This is a genomic window from Pseudomonas sp. B21-010, from assembly GCF_024749325.1.
GTDB classification, from domain to species: Bacteria; Pseudomonadota; Gammaproteobacteria; order Pseudomonadales; family Pseudomonadaceae; genus Aquipseudomonas; species Aquipseudomonas kilonensis.
Window position 1 is genome coordinate 659,546 of record NZ_CP087198.1, and the last position, 18,740, is coordinate 678,285.

General features: G+C 63.0%; 16 protein-coding genes. 14 read left to right on the top strand and 2 right to left on the bottom strand.

What is annotated here, in order from left to right:
* Window positions 1-87: 87 nt before the first annotated feature.
* Window positions 88-1,119, bottom strand: coding sequence for a small ribosomal subunit biogenesis GTPase RsgA (rsgA, locus tag LOY50_RS02855; RefSeq protein ID WP_014336294.1), 1,032 nt, complete (start codon window positions 1,117-1,119; stop codon window positions 88-90).
* Window positions 1,120-1,228: 109 nt separating this feature from the next.
* On the opposite strand from rsgA, the gene orn reads away from it, so the two are divergent.
* The gene (orn, locus tag LOY50_RS02860) at window positions 1,229-1,771 is read left to right on the top strand and encodes an oligoribonuclease (RefSeq protein ID WP_258690261.1); all 543 of its coding nucleotides are present in this window, start codon (window positions 1,229-1,231) and stop codon (window positions 1,769-1,771) included.
* Between the two features lie 158 nt (window positions 1,772-1,929).
* Entirely contained in the window at window positions 1,930-2,544 is a 615-nt protein-coding gene (locus tag LOY50_RS02865; protein WP_253478387.1) for a trimeric intracellular cation channel family protein, read from the top strand.
* On the opposite strand, the gene queG is transcribed toward LOY50_RS02865, so the two are convergent.
* On the bottom strand, window positions 2,526-3,605 hold the full coding sequence (queG, locus tag LOY50_RS02870) for a tRNA epoxyqueuosine(34) reductase QueG (protein WP_253471239.1): 1,080 nt from the start codon (window positions 3,603-3,605) through the stop codon (window positions 2,526-2,528). The two genes, LOY50_RS02865 and queG, sit on opposite strands and share 19 nt — an antisense overlap.
* Window positions 3,606-3,668: 63 nt before the next feature.
* Here queG and LOY50_RS02875 point away from each other — a divergent pair, with 63 nt between their 5' ends.
* The 12 genes from LOY50_RS02875 (at window position 3,669) to LOY50_RS02930 (ending at window position 18,677) form a co-directional block, all read left to right on the top strand.
* Entirely contained in the window at window positions 3,669-5,168 is a 1,500-nt protein-coding gene (locus LOY50_RS02875) for an NAD(P)H-hydrate dehydratase (protein WP_258690262.1), read from the top strand.
* Window positions 5,156-5,623: a tRNA (adenosine(37)-N6)-threonylcarbamoyltransferase complex ATPase subunit type 1 TsaE gene (gene tsaE, locus LOY50_RS02880; RefSeq protein ID WP_003197219.1), complete on the top strand. Its 468-nt coding sequence runs from the start codon at window positions 5,156-5,158 to the stop codon at window positions 5,621-5,623. Before LOY50_RS02875 ends, tsaE begins: the two co-directional genes overlap by 13 nt.
* A gap of 3 nt (window positions 5,624-5,626) precedes the next feature.
* Window positions 5,627-7,057 (top strand): N-acetylmuramoyl-L-alanine amidase, encoded by a 1,431-nt coding sequence (locus LOY50_RS02885; RefSeq protein ID WP_013692130.1) that lies wholly within the window; start codon window positions 5,627-5,629, stop codon window positions 7,055-7,057.
* Window positions 7,054-8,967 carry a DNA mismatch repair endonuclease MutL gene (gene mutL, locus LOY50_RS02890; RefSeq protein ID WP_214511452.1) on the top strand — a complete coding sequence of 638 codons (1,914 nt, stop codon included), beginning with the start codon at window positions 7,054-7,056 and terminating at the stop codon, window positions 8,965-8,967. The genes LOY50_RS02885 and mutL overlap by 4 nt, the downstream gene beginning before the upstream one ends.
* Entirely contained in the window at window positions 8,967-9,938 is a 972-nt protein-coding gene (miaA, locus tag LOY50_RS02895) for a tRNA (adenosine(37)-N6)-dimethylallyltransferase MiaA (RefSeq protein ID WP_018610076.1), read from the top strand. The genes mutL and miaA overlap by 1 nt, the downstream gene beginning before the upstream one ends.
* 91 nt (window positions 9,939-10,029) lie before the next feature.
* The gene (gene hfq / locus LOY50_RS02900) at window positions 10,030-10,290 is read left to right on the top strand and encodes an RNA chaperone Hfq (RefSeq protein ID WP_003186419.1); all 261 of its coding nucleotides are present in this window, start codon (window positions 10,030-10,032) and stop codon (window positions 10,288-10,290) included.
* A gap of 12 nt (window positions 10,291-10,302) precedes the next feature.
* Entirely contained in the window at window positions 10,303-11,604 is a 1,302-nt protein-coding gene (gene hflX / locus LOY50_RS02905; protein WP_003197227.1) for a ribosome rescue GTPase HflX, read from the top strand.
* Window positions 11,605-11,689: 85 nt separating this feature from the next.
* Window positions 11,690-12,862 carry an FtsH protease activity modulator HflK gene (gene hflK / locus LOY50_RS02910; protein WP_214511450.1) on the top strand — a complete coding sequence of 391 codons (1,173 nt, stop codon included), beginning with the start codon at window positions 11,690-11,692 and terminating at the stop codon, window positions 12,860-12,862.
* Window positions 12,862-13,731, top strand: coding sequence for a protease modulator HflC (gene hflC / locus LOY50_RS02915; RefSeq protein WP_253471242.1), 870 nt, complete (start codon window positions 12,862-12,864; stop codon window positions 13,729-13,731). Before hflK ends, hflC begins: the two co-directional genes overlap by 1 nt.
* A gap of 325 nt (window positions 13,732-14,056) precedes the next feature.
* Complete coding sequence (locus LOY50_RS02920) at window positions 14,057-15,244, top strand: ATP phosphoribosyltransferase regulatory subunit (protein ID WP_253471244.1); 1,188 nt, start codon at window positions 14,057-14,059, stop codon at window positions 15,242-15,244.
* A gap of 54 nt (window positions 15,245-15,298) precedes the next feature.
* A complete protein-coding gene (locus tag LOY50_RS02925; RefSeq protein WP_003186407.1) occupies window positions 15,299-16,591 on the top strand; it encodes an adenylosuccinate synthase in 1,293 nt (430 codons plus the stop codon).
* Between the two features lie 151 nt (window positions 16,592-16,742).
* Complete coding sequence (locus tag LOY50_RS02930; RefSeq protein WP_253471246.1) at window positions 16,743-18,677, top strand: methyl-accepting chemotaxis protein; 1,935 nt, start codon at window positions 16,743-16,745, stop codon at window positions 18,675-18,677.
* Window positions 18,678-18,740 lie beyond the last annotated feature (63 nt).

Sequence of the window (18,740 nt, forward strand, 5' to 3'; positions counted from 1 at the left end):
GCTGGGCTGTGAAGCAGCCCCATCCAAGGTGAGTGTTTCGCACTCAAGCGGGAGCAAGCTCCCTCGCCACAAAGGCGTCCGGCCAACTCAGTAACTGCTTTCCGGCAAGCTGGCGATGATCGAGCGGTAGCTGTTCATCCGTTGCTGATGCACCCGACCTTCTTCCAGGGCCTTGAGCAGGGCGCAACCGGGTTCGCGGTCGTGCTTGCAGTCGCGGAAGCGGCAGGTGCCGATCAGCTCGTTGAACTCGATGAACCCGGCTTCCACATCGGCCCGGCTGACGTGGCCCAGGCCGAACTCGCGGATGCCCGGTGAGTCGATCAATTCACCGCCGCCGGGGAAGTGGAACAGTCGCGCGGTGGTGGTGGTGTGGGTGCCCTGGCCGGACAGCTCGGACAACGGCCCGACGCGTGTCTCGACTTCCGGCAGCAGGCTGTTGACCAGCGATGACTTGCCGACGCCGGACTGGCCGACGAATACGCTGATGCGCCCGTCCAGTTGCTGTTGCAATTGCTCCATGCCGTTGCCGTGATGGGCCGAGACTTCCAGCACCGGGTAACCCAAATCCCGATAGACCGACAGCAGGGCGTTCAGCGCCGGGGCGTTGTGCTCGTCGATCAGGTCGAATTTGTTGAGCAGCAACAACGGACGGATGCCCGCGTGTTCGGCGGCCACCAGATAACGGTCGATCAGGTTGGCGTGGGGTTCGGGCAGCGGGGCGAACACGATGACGATCATGTCGACGTTGGCGGCCACGGGCTTGAGCTGGCCCCGGCTGTCCGGACGGCACAGTTCGGTGTGGCGCGGCAATTGCGCGACGATCACGCCGATGCCCTGGTTGCCGGCACGCCAGACGACCTGGTCGCCCGTCACCAGCGCCGGCAGGTTGGCGCGCAAGTGGCAGCGGAACACCTGGCCGGCCAGTTCGCCTTCCCGGGCCTCGACCTCGACCTGCACGCCGAAGTGGGCAATGACCAGGCCGGTCTGTTCAGGGCCCAGGTCGCCACCCTCCAGGGCTTCGACAGCACTGGATTCGCGTTTGGCGGCGCGGGCGGCGCGCTCGCCCTGGATCTTTTCGATGCGCCAGTTCTGACGACGATTGAGTTGGCGTTTGGCCATGGGTGTTCCGTATGAAGAAATGCAGCGAATAGGGTAAAACGGCCGCGAGTTTAGCACGCCCAAGGGGCGGCCTAGGCTAAACTGCGTGGCTACGCCGAGGAGCTTCCCTATGCAAAACCCGCAGAACCTGATCTGGATCGACCTGGAAATGACCGGTCTGAACCCAGACACCGACGTCATCATCGAAATGGCCACCATCGTCACCGACAGCGACCTCAACACCCTGGCCGAAGGCCCGGTGATAGCGATCCATCACAGCGACGAGATCCTGGCCGGCATGGACGAGTGGAACACTCGCCAGCACGGCGGCTCGGGCCTGACCCAGCGGGTGCGCGAGAGCAAGATCAGCATGGCCGAGGCCGAAGCCCAGACCCTCGCCTTCCTGGAGCAGTGGGTGCCCAAGGGCAAGTCGCCGATCTGCGGCAACAGCATCTGCCAGGACCGTCGCTTCCTGTACACCCACATGAAAGCCCTGGAAAGCTACTTCCATTACCGCAACCTGGACGTCTCCACCCTCAAGGAACTGGCCGCCCGCTGGGCGCCAGAAGTACGCGACAGCTTCCAGAAGGGCGGCAGCCACCTGGCCTTGGACGACATCCGCGAGTCCATTGCCGAGTTGCAGCATTACCGTAAGCACTTCATCAAGTTCTGATTGAAGCGCACGGCGTTCTTGTGGCGAGGGAGCTTGCTCCCTCGCCACAGGGGGGCGTTTGAACCTGGTGGCATGGCGCTCAGGCAGAGACGTTGGCGCGCCCTCTTTTGGTGCCTGCCCGAAATGGCTAGACTGCGCGCCTTTTCGTAAGGACCGCCATCATGTTGCTGATGCTTTATCTGATCGCCATCACCGCTGAAGCCATGACCGGCGCCTTGTCTGCCGGGCGTCGGGGCATGGACTGGTTCGGCGTGGTGCTGATCGCCTGTGTCACGGCGCTGGGTGGCGGCTCGGTGCGTGATGTGCTGCTCGGTCATTACCCGCTCACGTGGGTCAAACACCCCGAATACCTGGTGCTGACCACTACCGCAGCGATGTTGACGGTGTTCCTGGCGCGCTGGATGCGCCATTTGCGTTCATTGTTCCTGGTGCTCGACGCCGCGGGGCTGGTGGCGTTCACCCTGATCGGCTGCATGACGGCCCTGGAAATGGGCCATGGCATGCTGGTGGCTTCGGTCAGCGGGGTGATCACTGGGGTGTTCGGCGGTATTCTGCGGGACATCTTCTGCAACGATATTCCGCTGATCTTCCGTCGGGAGCTCTACGCCAGCGTTTCGTTTGCCGCGGCGTGGTGCTATCTGCTGTGCGTCTTCCTGCAGCTGCCGAGTGAGCAGGCGATCCTCATTACCTTGTTCGGTGGTTTCCTGCTGCGGCTCCTGGCGATTCGTTTTCACTGGGAAATGCCGAAGTTCGTCTACAACGACGAAGTTTGACGCTCGGCATGTTGCCGCAACGCCCACTCCACGTGCTCGCGCACCAGCTCCGACGGGTGGTCGCGTCGCGCCTCCAGCGCTTGCAGCACGGGAATCGTTGACGGCGCATTACCCAGGCCCACTGCCAGGTTGCGCAGCCAACGCTCGTAACCGGCGCGGCGCAGCGGCGAGCCTTCGGTGCTGCTGAGAAATTTGTCCTCGTCCCACATGAACAGCTCGGCCAGCCCGGCATTGTCCAGGTTGTGCCGTGGCTTGAAGTCGCTTTCCCCGGACGACCGGGCGAAGCGGTTCCATGGACAGACGATCTGGCAGTCATCGCAGCCGAACACCCGGTTGCCGATCAACGGCCGCAGTTCCTCAGGGATGGCGCTTTTCAGTTCGATGGTCAGGTAGGAAATGCAGCGGCGAGCATCGAGCACGTAGGGCCCGACGAAGGCATTCGTAGGACATATGTCCAGGCACGCGGTGCATTTTCCGCAATGTTCGCTGGCATGGGGCGGGTCCACCGGCAGCGGCAGGTCGACAAACAGCTCGCTCAGGAAGAAATAGCTGCCGGCCTTGCGGTTCAACACCAGGGTGTTTTTACCGATCCAGCCCAGGCCGGCCTGTTCAGCGATGGCTTTTTCCAGGACTGGAGCACTGTCGACGAAGGCGCGATAGCCGAAGGGGCCGATCACCGCCTGAATTTTTTCTGCCAGTTGCTGCACACGTTTACGGATCAATTTGTGGTAATCGCGGCCCAATGCATAACGCGAGACGTAGGCTTTCTCCGGTTGGCCGAGCATTTGCGCCATGTGCGTATCGCCCGACAGGTAGTCCATGCGCAGGGACACCACCCGCAGCGTACCTGGTACCAGTTCCTCGGGGTGCGAGCGTTTACTGCCGTGGGCGCCCATGTAGTCCATTTCGCCGTGGTACCCGGCATCGAGCCAGCGTTGCAGGTGCTGCTCATGCTCGGCAAGGTCCAGGCCGCTGATGCCGACCTGCTGGAAGCCCAGCTCGCGGCCCCACTCCTTGATGGATTGGGCGAGGGCGGGGAGGTCTGTGGGAATGGCAGGCATGAGGCGAGAGAAACCAGAGCTGAGATGCGTATAATTCTGCCAGACATCGGAGCCCGAAGACGCATGCCGCACACTAAAGATGATTTTCCCGACGCGCTGTACAGCGCCGCGCAGGTCCGGGCCCTCGACGCACAACTGATCGCGGCCGGCACCGCCGGTTTCGAATTGATGCAGCGCGCCGCCCGCGCCACCTGGCGAGCGATCGTCCGGCGCTGGCCTGACGCCCATGAGCTGACGGTGCTGGCCGGGCATGGCAACAACGCTGGCGATGGCTACCTGGTCGCGACCCTGGCCCGGCGCGCCGGCTGGTCGGTGCGGGTACTGACAGTGGGCGAGCCCCGGCGCTTGCAGGGCGACGCCGCCAATGCCCACGCCGAGGCGGTGGCGGTGGGCGTGCCGATGGAGCCGTGGTCGGATGAGGTCGAGTTGCGCGGCGTGTTGCTGGATGCGCTGCTCGGCACGGGCTTGAGTGGCGATGTGCGCGAGCCTTATGTGCGGGCTATCGATACGATCAACGTCAGCGGTCTGCCGGTCGCGGCGGTGGATATCCCCTCGGGCTTGTGCGCCGATACCGGCCGGGTGCTGGGCACGGCGGTGGTGGCCGACCTCACCGTGACCTTTATTGGCTTGAAGCTGGGCCTGTTTACCGGCGAAGCGGCGGACCGGGTCGGTGAACTGGTGTTCAATGACCTGCACGCCGATCCAGATATTGTTGACGCGGCACCGGCCAGTGCCCGATTGCTCTCACCCCATAATCTGCCACGTCTGACGCCTCGCGCCGCCACGTCCCACAAAGGCAAGTTCGGTCAGGTGCTGTTGATCGGTGGCGACCGGGGCTTTGGCGGCGCTATCCAGATGAGCGCCGAAAGCGCCCTGCGCTGCGGTGCGGGGATGGTTTCGATGGCGACCCGCAGCGAGCACGTAGCCGCCGCGCTGACGCGTTTGCCGGAAGTGATGGTGCAAGGCACCCATTCGGCGAACCAATTGATGGGCTTGCTCCAGCAGGCCAGCGTGCTGGTGGTCGGGCCGGGCTTGGGCCAGGCCGCGTGGGGGCGCAGCCTGTTGTCGGCGGCGGCCAATGCACCGCTGCCGCAAGTGTGGGATGCGGATGCGTTGAACTTGTTGAGCAGCGGCGAGGTTCGCCTGCCTGAACAGTGTGTCATCACCCCGCACCCGGGCGAGGCGGCGCGGTTGTTGGAGTTATCCACAGCCCAGGTGCAGGCCGACCGTCCGGCGGCGGCCCATGCATTGAGCCAGAAATACACCGCCACGGTGATCCTCAAGGGCGCCGGCAGCCTGATTGCCAGCCCGGACGGTCGCCTGGCGGTTTGCAGCCAGGGCCATCCGGCCATGGCCACGGCAGGCCTGGGGGATGTGCTGGCCGGTGTGGTCGGCGCCTTGCTGGCCCAGGGCATGGAGGGGTTCGAGGCCGCCTGCCTGGCGGTCTGGCTGCATGCCAATGCCGGTGCCCAGGCCGGTCGCTCGGGTCGTGGGGTGGCGGCCACCGATCTGATTCCGGTCATTCGTCAGTTGTTGGAGGAGCATTCACCGTGTCTGAAGTAACCCTGTACGTGGCGGACGAACAAGCCATGACACAATTTGGCGCCCGCATCGCGCAGATCACCGCCGGCCACGGCCTGATTTTTCTCGAAGGCGACCTCGGTGCGGGGAAAACCACCCTGTCCCGTGGCATCATTCGCGGCCTCGGGCACGTCGGCTCCGTCAAGAGCCCTACGTTCACCCTGGTCGAGCCCTACGAGATCGGCGACATTCGCGCCTTCCATTTCGACCTGTATCGACTGGTGGATCCTGAGGAGCTGGAATTTCTCGGTATTCGCGATTATTTCGAAGATGACGCCTTGTGCCTGATCGAATGGCCCCAGAAGGGTGCAGGCTTTTTGCCAAAGCCCGACCTGACCATTACCATTGGCGCGCAGAACGGCGGGCGTTCGCTGAAACTGACGCCGCAAGGCTCGCGTGGCGAGTCGTGGTGTGCCGCTTTGGCATTGGAAAACTAATTGATGATGGGGTTTGGTATGCGCTTTCGCGCGGTGGTTGCTGTCGTAGGACTGTTGCTTACGGCACTGGCCGTCGATGCTGTGGCTGAGACAAAGGTCAACAGCGTTCGCCTCTGGCGGGCGCCGGACAACACACGGCTGGTGTTCGACCTGACGGGCCCGGTGCAGCACAGCGTATTCACCCTGACCGCCCCGGATCGCCTGGTGATCGACATCAACGGTGCGTCCCTGGGCGCGCCATTGAACGTGGCGACGGCCAACACGCCGATTACCGCGATGCGTTCGGCCCAGCGTACGCCGACCGACCTGCGGGTGGTCATCGACCTGAAAAAAGCCGTGACCCCGAAAAGCTTCACCCTGGCCCCGAATGCCCAATACGGCAACCGGCTGGTGGTGGACCTGTTCGACAACCCGGCCGATGCGGCGCCACCTCCGCCGCCGCCGACCAATGTAGCCACGGTGCCAGCGGTGCCGGTGACCCCGACCGAACCTGCGCTCAAGCTGCCACCGGCCCCGGCTGGCAAGCGCGACATCATCGTGGTGATCGACGCCGGTCATGGCGGCGAAGACCCAGGCGCCTCGGGCTCGCGCGGGCAGCGTGAAAAAGACGTGGTGCTGTCCATCGCCCGCGAATTGCAGCGCCAGGTCAACGGCATGAAAGGCTTCCGCGCCGAACTGACCCGTACCGGCGACTACTTCATTCCCTTGCGTGGGCGTACCGAGATCGCCCGCAAGAAAGGCGCCGACCTGTTCGTCTCCATCCACGCCGACGCCGCGCCTTCGGCGGCTGCGTTCGGGGCCTCGGTGTTTGCCCTGTCCGACCGCGGTGCCACGTCCGAGACCGCCCGTTGGCTGGCCGACAGCGAAAACCGTTCCGACCTGATCGGCGGTGCCGGCAACGTCAGCCTCGATGACAAGGACCGGATGCTCGCCGGTGTATTGCTCGATTTGTCGATGACGGCCTCGTTGACCTCCAGCCTGAACGTCGGCCAGAAAGTCCTGAGCAACATCGGTCGCGTCACGCCGCTGCACAAGCAGCGCGTCGAGCAGGCCGGGTTCATGGTACTCAAGTCGCCGGATATCCCGTCGATCCTGGTGGAAACCGGCTTCATCTCCAACGCCAACGAAGCGTCCAAGCTGTCGTCTTCCAACCACCAGCAGGCGCTGGCCCGTTCCATCAGCAGCGGCGTGCGGCAGTTCTTCCAGCAGAACCCACCGCCAGGCACCTATATTGCCTGGCTGCGCGACTCCGGCAAGATCGCCCAAGGTCCGCGGGATCATCGGGTCAGCCCCGGCGAAACCCTGGCGATGATCGCCGTGCGTTACCAGGTGTCGCCCGCGACCTTGCGCAGCGCCAACAACCTCAAGAGCGACGAGCTCAAGATCGGCCAGACCCTGACCATTCCCGGTAATGACGTGGCGGTCCAGCAATGAGTGATGAAGTGATCGGCAGCAACGCTCGCATCGAACTGCTCAGCCCCCGGCTGGCGAACCAGATCGCCGCCGGTGAAGTGGTCGAGCGCCCGGCGTCGGTCATCAAGGAACTGCTGGAAAACAGCCTTGATTCCGGGGCCAAGCGCATCGACGTGGATGTCGAGCAGGGCGGCGTCAAGCTGCTGCGGGTCCGCGATGACGGTGGTGGTATTTCTTCCGACGACCTGCCGCTGGCCCTGGCGCGTCACGCCACCAGCAAGATCCGCGACCTGGAAGACCTCGAGCGGGTCATGAGCCTGGGGTTTCGGGGCGAGGCGCTGGCATCCATCAGTTCGGTGTCGCGCCTGACCCTTACCTCCCGCACCCGCGACGCCGAGCAGGCCTGGCAGGTCGAGACCGAGGGCCGGGACATGGCCTCCCGCGTGCAGCCTGCGGCCCATCCGGTGGGCACCTCGGTGGAAGTGCGCGACTTGTTCTTCAACACCCCGGCCCGGCGCAAGTTCCTCAAGGCCGAGAAGACTGAATTCGATCATCTGCAAGAAGTCATCAAGCGCCTGGCCCTGGCACGCTTTGATGTGGCGTTCCATTTGCGCCACAACGGCAAGACCATCCTCAGCCTGCACGAGGCCCACGATGATGCGGCCCGCGCCCGCCGTGTCGGCGCAGTGTGCGGCGCAGGTTTCCTGGAGCAGGCCTTGCCCATCGAGGTGGAGCGCAATGGCCTGCACCTGTGGGGTTGGGTCGGGTTGCCGACCTTTTCCCGCAGCCAGGCGGACTTGCAGTATTTCTACGTGAACGGCCGGGCGGTGCGCGACAAACTGGTGGCCCACGCGGTGCGCCAGGCTTATCGCGATGTGCTGTTCAATGGCCGGCATCCGACCTTCGTGCTGTTTTTCGAAGTCGATCCGGCCGTGGTCGACGTCAACGTGCACCCGACCAAGCATGAGGTGCGTTTCCGTGACGGGCGCATGGTCCACGATTTCCTCTACGGCACCCTGCACCGCGCCTTGGGCGATGTGCGTCCGGAAGATCAACTGGCGGCACCGGCGGCGGTAGGCGGCATGGTTCGGCCAACGGGGTTGGACGCTGGCGAATTCGGGCCGCAGGGCGAAATGCGCCTGGCGGCCAATGCACTGCTGGAGCAGCCCCAGCCTCAGCCGAGCTACAACACCGCCGGGAGCGGTGCCGGCAGCGGCTATCAATATCAATACACTCCGCGCCCGCAATCCAACGTGCCGGCAGCCGAGGCCCAGGCGGCCTATCGCGAGTTCTTCAAGCCCTTGCCGGACGCCGGAGCGGCGGCGATGCCCGACGGCCAAGGCGATATCCCGCCGCTGGGCTATGCCCTGGCGCAACTCAAAGGCATTTATATCCTCTCGGAAAATGCCCAGGGCCTGGTCCTGGTGGACATGCACGCCGCCCATGAGCGGATCATGTACGAGCGGCTGAAAATCGCCATGGCCAGCGAAGGCTTGAGCGGCCAGCCGCTGTTGGTGCCCGAATCCCTGGCCGTCAGCCAGCGCGAAGCCGATTGCGCCGAAGAGCATGTGGCCTGGTTCCAGCGCCTGGGCTTCGAACTGCAGCGCCTGGGCCCGGAAACCCTGGCGATCCGTCAGATCCCGGCCTTGTTGAAGCAGGCCGAGGCCAATCGCCTGGTCAGCGACGTGCTGGCGGACTTGATGGAATACGGCACCAGCGACCGCATCCAGGCGCACCTGAACGAATTGCTCGGCACCATGGCCTGCCACGGCGCGATCCGCGCCAACCGGCGCCTGGCCCTGCCGGAAATGAACGGCCTGCTGCGGGACATGGAAAACACCGAGCGCAGCGGTCAATGCAACCATGGCCGGCCGACCTGGACCCAATTGGGCCTGGACGACCTGGACAAACTGTTCCTGCGCGGTCGTTGATGAGCCAGTTGCCACCCGCGATTTTCCTGATGGGGCCGACCGCCGCCGGCAAGACCGACCTGGCCATCGAGTTGACCAAGGTCCTGCCCTGCGAGTTGATCAGCGTCGATTCGGCCCTGGTCTACCGGGGCATGGACATCGGTACTGCCAAGCCGTCGAAAGAACTGCTGGCCGAATTTCCCCATCGCCTGATCGACATCCTCGACCCGGCCGAGGCTTATTCGGCGGCCGATTTCCGGCGTGACGCGCTCCAGGCCATGGCCGAGATCACCGCGCGGGGCAAGATCCCGCTGCTGGTGGGCGGCACAATGCTGTATTACAAGGCCTTGGTCGATGGGTTGGCGGACATGCCGGCAGCCGATCCCGAGGTGCGTGCGCAGATTGAAGAAGAGGCCGCGCGCCTTGGCTGGCAAGCCCTGCACGAGCAATTGGCGATCATCGATCCGGAATCGGCGGCGCGTATTCACCCCAATGACCCGCAGCGGCTCAGTCGGGCCCTGGAGGTTTATCGGGTCAGCGGCCAGAGCATGACGGCCCTGCGCCAGCGACAATCTGCGCAAAGTACTGAAGCAGCCGCTTCGGGACTGCAACAATTGCCCTATACTGTCGCGAATCTGGCCATCGCTCCGGCGAACCGGCAAGTGCTGCATCGGCGAATTGAACAAAGATTCACATTAATGTTGGAACAGGGGTTCATAGACGAGGTCGTAGCCCTGCGTGAGCGAAGTGACCTGCATGCCGGGTTGCCGTCTATACGTGCGGTAGGTTATCGACAAGTCTGGGATTACCTGGACGGCAAGCTGACGTCAGCCGAGATGCAGGAGCGTGGGATCATTGCCACGCGCCAATTGGCGAAACGCCAGTTCACCTGGCTGCGCAGCTGGACTGACTTGCATTGGCTCGACAGTCTCGATTGCGACAATCTGCCACGCGCCTTGAAATACCTTGGGACCATCTCCATATTGAGCTGAGTCCTTGCAATTGCCGTCTATCCTTGGGGGTGTGACGGCCCAAGCCATCTGATTCCGATTTTTATTATTGATCCTTAAAGGAGTGCGGCACATGTCAAAAGGGCATTCGCTACAAGACCCTTACTTGAACACTTTACGTAAAGAGAAAGTTGGGGTGTCCATCTATCTGGTCAACGGGATCAAACTGCAAGGCACGATCGAGTCTTTCGACCAGTTCGTCATCCTTCTGAAAAACACCGTCAGCCAAATGGTCTACAAGCACGCGATCTCGACAGTCGTGCCAGTTCGTCCGATTCGTCTGCCTAGCGCAACCGAATCCGAAGGCGGTGACGCTGAACCGGGTAACGCCTGATAGGAGCCTCCTTTGTTCTTTGAGCGCCACGGTGGTGGTGAACGGGCCATTCTCGTTCACTTGGATGGACAGGACCCTGAGGCGCGCGAAGATCCGCAGGAGTTTCAGGAATTGGCACTTTCGGCCGGCGCCGAGACCGTCGCGTTTTTCAACGTGCCGCGTCATCGGCCAACCGCCAAATTCCTGATCGGCAGTGGCAAGGTCGAGGAGTTGCGCGACCTGGTCAAGGCCGAACAGGTCGATCTGGTGATTTTCAATCACATCCTCACGCCCAGTCAGGAGCGTAACCTCGAACGTGTCTTCGAGTGTCGCGTGATCGACCGTACGGGGCTGATTCTCGATATTTTCGCCCAGCGCGCCCGCACCCATGAAGGCAAGCTCCAGGTCGAACTGGCCCAGCTTGAGCACATGAGTACGCGGCTGGTTCGCGGCTGGACTCACCTTGAGCGGCAGAAGGGCGGTATCGGCCTGCGCGGCCCGGGTGAAACCCAGTTGGAAACCGACCGGCGCCTGTTGCGGGTGCGCCTGCGCCAGATCAAGGGGCGGTTGGAAAAGGTCCGCAGCCAGCGCGAGCAGTCGCGACGCGGCCGCAAGCGTGCGGATATCCCGACGGTTTCACTGGTGGGTTATACCAACGCCGGCAAATCGACCCTGTTCAATAACGTCACCCAATCCGACGTCTACGCCGCCGACCAATTGTTCGCCACGCTCGACCCGACCCTGCGTCGGCTCGACCTGGACGACCTCGGGCCGATCGTGCTGGCCGACACCGTGGGCTTCATCCGTCACCTGCCGCATAAACTGGTCGAGGCTTTCCGGGCTACGCTCGAAGAGTCGAGCAACTCCGACCTGCTGCTGCACGTGATCGATGCCGCCGAGCCGGACCGGATGCTGCAGATCGAGCAGGTGATGGTGGTGCTGGGCGAGATCGGAGCCCAGGACTTGCCGATCCTCGAGGTATACAACAAACTCGATTTGCTCGAAGGCGTGGAGCCGCAGATCCAGCGCGATGCCGACGGCAAGCCGCAACGGGTCTGGCTGTCGGCCCGTGATGGCACCGGCCTGGACCTGCTCAAGCAGGCTGTGGCCGAGCTGTTGGGCAACGATCTGTTTGTGGGCACCCTGAAGTTGCCGCAACGTTTCGCCCGGCTGCGAGCCCAGTTCTTTGAGCTGGGGGCCGTGCAAAAAGAAGAACACGACGACGAAGGCGTCTGCCTGCTGGCGGTTCGCCTGCCTCGGGCGGAGCTCAATCGGCTGGTCAGCCGCGAAGGGCTGCAACCGATGGAATTCATCGAGCAACACACTTTGCAATAAAAGCCTGAGAAAGCTGTGTCAGGCATTCTGTAGCATTGGTCGGCGCGCCGTGGGTGCGTCTTTGCTTTATCAGATGGAGAGCGCTATGGCTTGGAATGAGCCGGGTGGCAACTCGAATAATCAGGATCCTTGGGGTGGCAAGCGTCGTAACAACGGCGACCGCAAGGGGCCGCCGGATCTCGACGAGGCCTTCCGAAAGCTGCAGGAAAGCCTGAACGGTTTGTTCGGTGGTGGTAAAAAACGCGGTGACGAGGGTGGCGGTCGTCCGGGCAAGGGCGGCGGTTTCGGCCTGCTCGGCATCGGTCTGGTCGTGCTGGCGGCTGTCTGGCTGTACAGCGCGGTCTATGTCGTGGACGAGCAGGAGCAGGCCGTGGTGCTGCGCTTCGGCAAGTACTACGAGACGGTTGGGCCGGGCCTGAATATCTATTTCCCGCCGATCGACCAGAAGTACCTGGAAAACGTCACGCGTGAGCGGGCGTACACCAAGCAGGGCCAGATGCTGACCGAAGACGAGAACATCGTCGAAGTGCCGCTGACCGTGCAATACAAGATCACCAACCTGCAGGACTTCGTGCTGAACGTCGACCAGCCGGAAACCAGCCTGCAGCACGCGACCGAAAGTGCCTTGCGCCATGTGGTGGGTTCCACCGCCATGGACCAGGTGCTGACCGAAGGTCGTGAACTGATGGCCAGCGAAATCAAGGAGCGCCTGCAGCGGTTCCTCGACACCTATCGCACCGGTATCACCGTCACCCAGGTCAACGTCCAGAGCGCGGCAGCCCCGCGTGAGGTCCAGGAGGCCTTCGACGACGTGATCCGTGCCCGTGAAGACGAGCAGCGTTCGCGCAACCAGGCCGAAACCTATGCCAACGGCGTTGTGCCGGAAGCCCGTGGTCAGGCCCAGCGCATCATCGAGGATGCCAACGGTTACCGTGACGAAGTGGTCTCCCGCGCCAAGGGTGAGGCCGATCGCTTCACCAAGCTGGTGGCTGAATATCGCAAGGCTCCAGAAGTCACCCGTGAGCGTCTGTACCTGGACACCATGCAGGAAGTCTTCAGCAACACCAGCAAGGTCCTCGTGACCGGCAACAAGAACGGCCAGAGCAATCTGCTGTACCTGCCGCTGGACAAGATGGTCGAGAGCGGGCGCAACACCAGCACGCCGGCGACCAGTTCGGCGGCCGCCAGCAATGAAACCAATGCTCGTGCGGCGGCGGACCTGCAGCAACAGCAAGCACGTACCAGGGAGAGTCGCTGATGAGCAATAAATCGCTGATCGCCCTTATTGTCGGTGTCGTCGTGGCGATCGCTGCCTGGAACTGCTTCTACATCGTGGCTCAGACCGAGCGCGCGGTGTTGCTGCAATTCGGTCGCGTGGTTCAGCCTGATGTCCAGCCGGGTCTGCATGTGAAGGTGCCGTACGTCAACAAGGTGCGCAAGTTCGACGGCCGCCTGATGACGCTGGATGCGCCGACGCAACGCTTCCTGACGCTGGAAAAGAAAGCCGTGATGGTGGATGCCTATGCCAAGTGGCGCGTGAAGGATGCCGAGCGCTTCTACACCGCGACCTCGGGCCTGAAGCAGATCGCCGACGAGCGTCTGTCCCGTCGTCTGGAATCGGGCCTGCGTGACCAGTTCGGTAAGCGCACGCTGCATGAAGTGGTGTCCGGTGAGCGTGATGCGCTCATGGCCGACATCACCCGTTCGCTGAACACGATGGCGGAAAAAGAGCTGGGTATCGAAGTGGTCGATGTCCGGGTCAAGGCCATCGACCTGCCGAAGGAAGTGAACCGCAGCGTGTTCGAGCGGATGAGCACCGAGCGTGAGCGTGAAGCCCGCGAGCACCGCGCCAAGGGTAACGAGCTGGCCGAGGGCATTCGTGCCGACGCCGATCGTCAACGCCGTGTGTTGCTGGCCGAAGCCTATCGTGAATCGGAAGAGGTCCGTGGTGATGGTGATGCCCAGTCCGCTGCGATCTACTCCAAGGCTTATGGTCAGGATCAGGAGTTCTACGCGTTCTACCGTAGCCTGCGTGCCTACCGTGAAAGCTTCGCGAACAAATCCGACGTCATGGTCCTGGACCCAAGCAGTGACTTCTTCCGCTACCTGGAAAAGGCCAAGCCTTGATGCGACGTTGACCTGAGGCACTCCGCCCGGCGGCTAAAGCGTCGGGCGGGGTGATCCTTTGGGAAAACGTGTGTATGATGCGGCAGCCGGGAAATTCCCGGCTTTTTTGCGTCTGCACGTTCGATTGCGGTTCACAGGTGCAGGCGTCGGGTTGAACGACTCGACAGGTTTTTCGAGGGAAGTGCTGGGCGAGGCCGATTGCGGGCCATTCGTCACGTCGCTCTTGCGCGCTTTTCGCCCAGGATGCGCGCCTGGCGCAGGCATTTTCTGCTTCACTCAAGGCCAGCCCGAAAGCTGGCCGCCCGGACCATAGGGGAATGGCGTAATGGCAACGGTAGACCGCTGGCTGCTGCCAGATGGCATCGAAGAAGTACTGCCACCGGAAGCTGCGCGTATCGAAGTAGCGCGTCGGCAGGTGTTGGATCTGTTCCAGAGTTGGGGTTACGAGTTCGTCGTTACCCCGCATATCGAGTACCTGGAATCCCTGCTCACCGGCGCGGGCCAGGACCTGGACCTGCGCACCTTCAAGGTTATCGACCCGCAGTCGGGCCGGCAGATGGGCTTTCGTGCCGACATCACGCCGCAAGTGGCGCGCATCGACGCCCACACCCTGCGCCGTGAAGGTCCGAGCCGCCTGTGCTACGCCGGCAGTGTGCTGCATGCCCAGCCGCGTGCCTTGTCGTCTTCGCGCAGCCCGATCCAGCTGGGCGCCGAGTTGTATGGCGACGCCAGCCCGAGCAGCGACGTAGAAGTCATCAGCCTGATGTTGGCCATGCTGCAACTGGCTGACGTGCCGGATGTCCATATGGATCTGGGGCATGTCGGCATCTATCGCGGCCTGGCCCGTGCGGCCGGTTTGTCCGGCGAAGTGGAGCAACAGCTGTTCGATGCCCTGCAGCGCAAGGCCATCGACGAAGTCATCAGCCTGACCGAGGGCCTGCCGGCCGATCTGTCGGAGATGCTGCGGGCGCTGGTGGGCCTGTGTGGCGGACGTGAAGTATTGGCCGCTGCCCGTGAACGCCTGGCTCACGCGCCGGCGCCTGTGTTGGCGGCGCTGGACGACTTGTTGGCGATTGCCGAGCGTCTGTCGGTGCGTTTCCCCGAGTTGCCGCTGTATTTCGACCTGGGTGAATTGCGCGGTTATCACTACCACACGGGTGTCGTCTTTGCCGTGTTCGTCCCGGGCGTGGGCCAGTCCATCGCCCAGGGCGGCCGTTATGACGACATCGGTGCCGACTTTGGTCGTGCTCGTCCGGCGACCGGTTTCTCTACCGATTTGAAAACCCTGGTGACCCTGGGGCGTGCTGAAGTCGAGCTACCGTCTGGCGGTATCTGGATGCCTGACAGTACGGATGCAGCACTCTGGCAAGCAGTCTGCCAGTTGCGCAGTGAGGGTCAGCGTGTCGTCCAGGCTTTGCCTGGGCAACCTTTGGCCGCCGCCCGTGAAGCGGACTGCGACCGGCAATTGATTCAGCAGAACGGGCTTTGGCAAGTATTGCCGCTGGCTTCTTGAGTTTTCCTGCCGGCTGCGGCCGGCACCAAGTTTGCGCGAATGAGGACAAGTGTTATGGGTAAGAATGTCGTAGTCCTGGGCACCCAGTGGGGTGATGAGGGCAAAGGCAAGATCGTTGATCTGCTGACCGAACATGCTGCCGCCGTAGTGCGCTACCAGGGTGGCCACAACGCAGGTCACACCTTGGTGATCGACGGTGAAAAAACCGTCCTGCACCTGATTCCGTCGGGCGTGCTGCGCGAAGGCGTCCAGTGCCTGATCGGCAACGGTGTGGTGGTTGCTCCCGACGCCTTGCTGCGGGAAATCATCAAGCTGGAAGAAAAAGGCGTACCGGTGCGCGAGCGCCTGCGTATCAGCCCGTCCTGCCCGCTGATCCTGTCCTATCACGTCGCGCTGGACCAGGCCCGTGAAAAGGCCCGTGGCGAGCTGAAGATCGGCACCACCGGTCGCGGTATCGGCCCGGCCTACGAAGATAAAGTAGCCCGTCGTGGCCTGCGCATCGGTGACCTGTTCCACCGTGAGCGTTTCGCCGCCAAGCTGGGCGAGTTGCTGGACTACCACAACTTTGTCCTGGTCAATTACTACAAAGAGCCGGCCATCGACTTCCAGAAAACCCTGGACGAGTGCATGGAGTACGCCGAGCTGCTCAAGCCGATGATGCTCGACGTCACTGCCGAGCTGCACGAGCTGCGTCGCGCTGGCAAGGACATCATGTTCGAAGGTGCCCAGGGTTCGCTGCTGGACATCGACCACGGGACCTACCCGTACGTCACCAGCTCCAACACCACCGCCGGCGGCATCGCCACGGGTTCGGGCTTCGGTCCGATGTACCTGGACTACATCCTGGGTATCACCAAGGCCTACACCACTCGCGTGGGTTCGGGTCCGTTCCCGACTGAGCTGTTCGACGACGTCGGTGCCTTCCTGGCCAAGCGTGGCCACGAATTCGGCGCTACCACCGGCCGTGCCCGTCGTTGCGGTTGGTTCGATGCCGTCATCCTGCGTCGCGCCATCGACGTCAACAGCATCTCGGGCCTGTGCCTGACCAAGTTGGACGTGCTGGACGGCCTGGAAACCATCAACATCTGCGTGGGCTACAAGAACCAGGACGGCGCCGTCATCGACGCACCGACCGACGCCGACAGCTACATCGGCCTGGAGCCGGTGTACGAGCAGATGCCAGGCTGGACCGAATCGACCGTGGGCGCCAAGACCCTGGAAGAGCTGCCAGTGGCGGCCCGCAACTACATCAAGCGTGTCGAAGAGTTGGTCGGTGCGCCGATCGACATTATTTCGACGGGGCCGGACCGCAACGAAACCATCGTTCTGCGTCACCCATTTGCCTGATAAGTCGTTGATGTAAAAAACAAAGGCCCCTCGTTTGGGGCCTTTGTCGTATCTGCCTGCCGAACGGCACGACCTTTGCTATGCATCGTTAACAATAAGTGCTTCTTTGAAGTGCCATCAATTTAATGGCGTTTAGTAGAGGGATTCCCCTGTGTCGGCCGTTCTCTCACTGTTACAAAGCCGTCTACTGCGGCCTGTTTTCGTTACCCTGGGTATCGCCCTTTTGGTGCAGGTGCTCGTGGCCGTCGCGCTGACCCGAAGCACGGTCACCGCGCTGGAGGCCGAGCTAGGGGCCCGGCTGGGGGGTGATAGTCAGAAATTGTCTGGCGAGCTGGAGCAGGCCGGACGCGAGGTCACCTCAAGCCTGGACAGTTTGTCTGCCAGCACTCGTCAGCGCCTCACCGCCGGTTTATCGACGCGCCTGAAGGACGAGCAGGCGCAGTTGCGCACGACACTCGAGAAATCGCTCAAGGATTCCGCCAACGATATGGCGCAACTCCTGGCCTCGGTCGCGCCCCGCGCCATGTGGGACAGCGACATTCCGACCCTTTCCGAATTCGCCCGCCGGGCCCAGCGCAACCCTAATGTGTTGTTCGTTATTTATGACGACGCCAGTGGTGAGCACCTGACTCGCTACCTGAACCGGGAAAACCCGATCAACAAGGCGCTGCTGGAAAAAGGCAAGGGCGAGCGGGCGTTGGACAAAGTGCTGGATGCGGCGAAGAGCGACCCCTCGGTGTATTACCTCGAAGCCTCGATCAGCCCCAACGGCGTAGAGATTGGCAAAGTATTGATGGGCGTTTCCACGGCTTCCGTTGAAGCTGACCTGAAGGCGTTGGATCAGCGCTTCTCGGCCTTGATCGCCAGCAGCGATCAGTTGGTCGGTGACAGCCTCAAGGGGGCGGCGGCCGACAGTGCCACCGCCATGCGCGGTCGTCTGGAATCGGCCCAGGCCACCGCCACGCAGATGCAGACCAATACCTCTAGCACCGTGCAGGAAGCTGCCGGCACATTGCGCTGGCGCATTGGCCTGGGCCTGGCGCTGGTGGGCTTCGGCGTGCTGGTACTGCTGGCCGTGGTGCTGGGGCGTCGGGTGGTCAATCGCTTGAAGTTGCTCATTGCGGCCATGAACGACCTGGCGGCAGGCGAGGGTGACCTGACCAAGCGCGTGCAAATCAACAGCAAGGACGAAATCGGCGACATGGCGTCAGCGGTCAATCGCTTTGTGGATAAGTTGCAACCCATCGTGCGCGAGGCGGGCGATGTGGCCCAGCGTACCGGTGTGGAAATCGGTGCGATGACTTTGCGTAACTCCGGTGCCGATGCGGCGGCCGGGATGCAGCGTGATGAGGTGGCCGAGAGCCTGCGTGCGCTGTCGCAAATGGCGGATGAGGCTCAATCGGAAAGCCAGGCGATGCAGGCGGCTTTGCGGCAGGTCGTGGAGATCCGTCAGGCCACTGATGAAAACACCCGCACTTCGGCCAAGGTCAGTGGCTTGATCGAGGCGTTGGCCGGGCAGGTAGACACTGGGGCGAAAGTGATCGAGCGGCTGGCGCAGCAGAGCGAGCAGATCGAAGTGGTGCTGACGGTGATTCACGGCATCGCCGAGCAGACCAACTTGTTGGCCTTGAACGCGGCCATCGAGGCGGCGCGGGCCGGGGAAACCGGGCGCGGGTTTGCCGTGGTGGCGGATGAGGTGCGGGCCCTGGCGAGCAAGACCCAAAGCTCAACGGGCGATATCCAGGCGCATATCGTGGCCTTGCAGCAGGGCGCTCGCGAGGCGGTGGCCGCTATCGGCCAGGCCGGGCGCCAGGCCAGCGAAGGCTTGTTGGTGCTGCGAGACAGCGCGCGGTTGCAGCAGTCGGTGCAGGCGTCCGTAGAGCAGGTACATGCGGCCATCGGCCTGGCGACTCAGGCCGCGGCTCATCAGGCCCAGGGCGCGCAAGCGGTGCGCGGGCGGGTGGAAACCATCCATGCCCAGGCCGAGAAGGCGGCCCAGGCCGTGGTCGAGACCACGGCCAGCGGCAAGGTGCTCGATGGTCTGGCGGCGCAGTTGAAGGCGAGTTTGGGGCAGTTCCGGGCCTGATCTGGCGGCGGGTACCTCTGTGGGAGCGAGCTTGCTCGCGATGGCGGCTTGACTGAGTACATA

Excerpts from the sequence above, each read along its gene's own strand:
- orn (WP_258690261.1), top strand. The coding sequence starts at position 1,229 with ATGCAAAACCCGCAGAACCTGATCTGGATCGACCTGGAAATGACCGGT.
- LOY50_RS02885 (WP_013692130.1), top strand. The coding sequence starts at position 5,627 with ATGATGGGGTTTGGTATGCGCTTTCGCGCGGTGGTTGCTGTCGTAGGA.
- LOY50_RS02925 (WP_003186407.1), top strand. The coding sequence starts at position 15,299 with ATGGGTAAGAATGTCGTAGTCCTGGGCACCCAGTGGGGTGATGAGGGC.
- LOY50_RS02875 (WP_258690262.1), top strand. The coding sequence starts at position 3,669 with ATGCCGCACACTAAAGATGATTTTCCCGACGCGCTGTACAGCGCCGCG.
- mutL (WP_214511452.1), top strand. The coding sequence starts at position 7,054 with ATGAGTGATGAAGTGATCGGCAGCAACGCTCGCATCGAACTGCTCAGC.
- queG (WP_253471239.1), bottom strand. The coding sequence starts at position 3,605 with ATGCCTGCCATTCCCACAGACCTCCCCGCCCTCGCCCAATCCATCAAG.
- miaA (WP_018610076.1), top strand. The coding sequence starts at position 8,967 with ATGAGCCAGTTGCCACCCGCGATTTTCCTGATGGGGCCGACCGCCGCC.
- hflK (WP_214511450.1), top strand. The coding sequence starts at position 11,690 with ATGGCTTGGAATGAGCCGGGTGGCAACTCGAATAATCAGGATCCTTGG.
- rsgA (WP_014336294.1), bottom strand. The coding sequence starts at position 1,119 with ATGGCCAAACGCCAACTCAATCGTCGTCAGAACTGGCGCATCGAAAAG.
- hflC (WP_253471242.1), top strand. The coding sequence starts at position 12,862 with ATGAGCAATAAATCGCTGATCGCCCTTATTGTCGGTGTCGTCGTGGCG.
- hfq (WP_003186419.1), top strand. The coding sequence starts at position 10,030 with ATGTCAAAAGGGCATTCGCTACAAGACCCTTACTTGAACACTTTACGT.
- LOY50_RS02920 (WP_253471244.1), top strand. The coding sequence starts at position 14,057 with ATGGCAACGGTAGACCGCTGGCTGCTGCCAGATGGCATCGAAGAAGTA.